This window comes from Aquimarina algiphila (assembly GCF_007489275.1).
In the GTDB taxonomy this organism is placed as follows: Bacteria; Bacteroidota; Bacteroidia; order Flavobacteriales; family Flavobacteriaceae; genus Aquimarina; species Aquimarina algiphila.
Genome location: NZ_VLNR01000152.1, coordinates 1 through 2,019 on the forward strand (window position 1 = coordinate 1; position 2,019 = coordinate 2,019).

The 2,019-nt window shown below is 30.9% G+C and carries 5 protein-coding genes; 1 reads left to right on the top strand and 4 read right to left on the bottom strand.

Going from position 1 to position 2,019, the window contains the following annotated elements; translation table 11 throughout:
- Positions 1-205: 205 nt before the first annotated feature.
- From FOF46_RS30675 to FOF46_RS30680, 3 genes are read right to left on the bottom strand one after another with little or no spacing between them, the layout of a single operon-like run.
- On the bottom strand, positions 206-445 hold the full coding sequence (locus FOF46_RS30675; protein WP_143919225.1) for a hypothetical protein: 240 nt from the start codon (positions 443-445) through the stop codon (positions 206-208).
- Between the two features lie 11 nt (positions 446-456).
- Positions 457-600 carry a hypothetical protein gene (locus FOF46_RS32005; RefSeq protein WP_167572026.1) on the bottom strand — a complete coding sequence of 48 codons (144 nt, stop codon included), beginning with the start codon at positions 598-600 and terminating at the stop codon, positions 457-459.
- 10 nt (positions 601-610) lie between these two features.
- Positions 611-934: a hypothetical protein gene (locus tag FOF46_RS30680; RefSeq protein ID WP_143919226.1), complete on the bottom strand. Its 324-nt coding sequence runs from the start codon at positions 932-934 to the stop codon at positions 611-613.
- A gap of 102 nt (positions 935-1,036) precedes the next feature.
- Here FOF46_RS30680 and FOF46_RS30685 point away from each other — a divergent pair, with 102 nt between their 5' ends.
- Positions 1,037-1,450 carry a helix-turn-helix domain-containing protein gene (locus FOF46_RS30685; RefSeq protein ID WP_143919227.1) on the top strand — a complete coding sequence of 138 codons (414 nt, stop codon included), beginning with the start codon at positions 1,037-1,039 and terminating at the stop codon, positions 1,448-1,450.
- 81 nt (positions 1,451-1,531) lie between these two features.
- Here the strand turns inward: FOF46_RS30685 and FOF46_RS30690 are convergent, their stop codons facing one another.
- Positions 1,532-1,918, bottom strand: coding sequence for a hypothetical protein (locus tag FOF46_RS30690; protein ID WP_143919228.1), 387 nt, complete (start codon positions 1,916-1,918; stop codon positions 1,532-1,534).
- Positions 1,919-2,019 lie beyond the last annotated feature (101 nt).

The window sequence follows — 2,019 nt, forward strand, 5'->3', positions numbered from 1 at the left end:
AAGGAGAGTCGATGAGAAGAAAAAGAAAAAAATCGTAATTTTAACACTGAAATAAACACGCTTTTGGGAACTGTTTTGCTATGCTCTATTTAAACAGGAATACCCGGGTCAATTTCATAGGAATCTCCAAGCATATCTCTAAATACTTGCCTATCTACAACTACAACCTCTCTACCATCTAATTTTACAGTTGTTGAATCCATAATTATTCATCTACTTTAACTCCTTGTACCGCGTCAAGTTTATTATTGATCTCTTCTTTATATTCCTTTGCAGCTTGCTTAATAGCATTTAGTGCAACATAATAGACACTTAAATCTTTTGGATTACCTGCTACCAATCGATCGAAATAGGATACACTACATCCGTAAATTTCAACAGCTCTCTTCTTTAAACCTTTTGGTAATTTGCCGTATGCATCGGCAACCGCCTCTTTTATGTCCATTCTTGATTTATTTAAAATGGTAAATCGTTATTGTTATCTACTTTAGCAACATTTCCATTAATGTCGTTCGCTAGACTGTTTGCTATTACCTGTGCAGCTGCTTCACTTGGTGCTGATACTTCTCTTTCTATTGTAATTGTATAAGTCTGTTTCATGACAATGTATTTATGACGCAATAGCGTAGTTATATATTTGATTTTCTATTTGCTCTTTTTGAAATTGAGTAAGTTCAATTAACTCCCCATTAAAGGATATAGCCATATCCCACTCACCATCTATAGGAGAAGTATCTATGGTGATTACATAACCTTTATTGTAATTGTGATTTATCTGGAAAGCTTCAAGAAATATCGTTTGATCTTCTTGGTTAATTTCAACTATTGCAGCACTTAACAATTTTGAAATAGTATTCGAATTAATTGAAGTTTTCGAATATGGTTTTACCGTAGTTTTGCGTTTTCGGGTCTTATTAATTGATAAGGTTTCCATATATTTGCTGTATTGTTGTTGTTGAACAATACAAATATACTTACAATGTATGTATTTTGCAAATAAAATACTTACATTTACACAAAAATAAGCTTACATTGTATGAATTCGTCTGATATTAAGCAAGTTAGAAAAAAGTTAAAATTAAGTCAAAAAGAGTTTGGAAAGGCGCTTGGTGTATCATTAAGTGCAGTTCAAAGCTGGGAATCAGGAGCTAGAAACATGTCTGATACAGCGATAAAGCTATTGAATGGATTATTAAATGACCCTAGTATTGAACAACACAATGTAAGTGTTTCTAATTTAAGTTTAGTACACAACCTGAGTATTTTCTATAATAAAGATGGAGAAAGAGTACCCGATAAAGCAATTTCAGAGTATGCAACTAGAAATATTGAAAGATTTATTAGAGAAGACATTGGTTTCAAAAAATCGATTGACATAGAAGCTTTAAAAATATTAATGAAAGCTAGAAAGTCAGATGGCACTATCGATATAGATAAAATCGGTGATTAATTAATATAACTTATAATATTCAAAAAAAAAGACTACATATATAAATTATTGTAGTCTTTTTTTTTAATATAAATATATTATTTACTTGACCTTTAGCACAGTATATTTATCATCATTTAGCACTGTTGCTGAATAGGTATTTTGTATTGTTCCTCCAAAACTGTTTTCTCCTTTAGCGACAAAATCAACATAATAAACTGCGTCCGCATTTTCATCCGTTTGCTTTTCTAAGTAATCCAACTCTGTTTGCGCTTGATGCAAAAGTTCTGGAGAATCTAATTCTTTATTTAATTTTTTAACTTTATCTAGATACTCCTTTGTTATTGTTTTCTTCCTCTCCTTGACGGGTATTGTTTTTTTTATTGTCATGCTAATAAATTCAAAACTATCAGGATTTTTAAAATTTGTTTTTAGTTTTTCTGTAATATTTTTTTTGATAATTGGATAATTCGGTTTGATTTGTGCCACTGATTTCGGAGCTATAGTGCCAGTAATTTCAGTTCAAACTGTGCCACTTTTTACAGTTCGAATTGTGCCAATGTAAATTGAGTCGAGTTAATTTCGGTTCT

What these genes read in the sequence shown, in the direction of transcription:
- FOF46_RS30675 (WP_143919225.1), bottom strand. Translation starts at nt 445, where the DNA reads ATGGACATAAAAGAGGCGGTTGCCGATGCATACGGCAAATTACCAAAA.
- FOF46_RS32005 (WP_167572026.1), bottom strand. Translation starts at nt 600, where the DNA reads ATGAAACAGACTTATACAATTACAATAGAAAGAGAAGTATCAGCACCA.
- FOF46_RS30680 (WP_143919226.1), bottom strand. Translation starts at nt 934, where the DNA reads ATGGAAACCTTATCAATTAATAAGACCCGAAAACGCAAAACTACGGTA.
- FOF46_RS30685 (WP_143919227.1), top strand. Translation starts at nt 1,037, where the DNA reads ATGAATTCGTCTGATATTAAGCAAGTTAGAAAAAAGTTAAAATTAAGT.